Below are 792 nucleotides of genomic sequence, written 5' to 3' on the forward strand. Positions count from 1 at the left end.
TCGATCGATAATATTCAAACTTATCTCCGCGATCGTAATTCTGAGTTGATTTGGATAAAACTTCGACCATTAACATCGGATTCATAACCGTTGTTTTACCTTTACCCATATAAACAGGTTCCCCTTGAATAACCATTATATCGGGATAAGTATATTGACGATAGGAAGGAATCCAAAGTTTGACATCTCCCATATAGACGCGATAGGGTTTCTTTCTCAGCGCTAATTTAAGATAAGCGGCAAAATTCAAGGAAATCTCATTATGATTGGTTGTTCCACCTGTCATGGGGACAATTTCTCCATCTCGATATTCGCTTTTAAATTCCGCTTGTTCTTCCAATTCTAAATACTCTTCTGGAGTATAGTAGCGCGTTTTAATTGCTGTTACCATGAGTTGCTTTCCCAGCTAATGCGATCGCTTTAACATCACCTAATAATATTATAAAGTAAATCTATTTTTCTTGCGCTTTTTTCGTTCTCATAATTGCCAGAAAATGCGATCGCAAACAAAAATTTTAGCTGTCTAACTAACCGCGATCGCCTTCTTCTGCATCAGTGAAATCAACTCCTTCATAAAGATCGCTAAAAGCAATCTCAAACTCGATTGAATTTAAGGCGATCGCGCTTTCTTTCCCTGTATATTCACTTAAAACCCATTGATCCGCATCATTTTTCACATATTGCATGGCATAAAATCGTTTTTGGTCAATTAAAATATATTCCTTCATCTCTGGGATCGATCGATAATATTCAAACTTATCTCCGCGATCGTAATTCTGAGTTGATTTGGAT

At 36.6% G+C, this 792-nt stretch carries 2 protein-coding genes; both read right to left on the reverse strand.

The genetic code is table 11. The features are described from left to right. Window positions 1–391 (reverse strand): Uma2 family endonuclease (locus tag JUI58_RS01225; RefSeq protein ID WP_204101921.1); only part of this gene is annotated, 391 nt, incomplete at its 3' end. Between the two features lie 136 nt (window positions 392–527). Then, a partial coding sequence (locus JUI58_RS01230; protein WP_204101922.1) for a Uma2 family endonuclease occupies window positions 528–792 on the reverse strand: 265 nt, incomplete at its 5' end.

It is taken from the genome of Spirulina sp. CCY15215 (assembly GCF_016888125.1).
GTDB lineage: Bacteria > Cyanobacteriota > Cyanobacteriia > Cyanobacteriales > Spirulinaceae > CCY15215.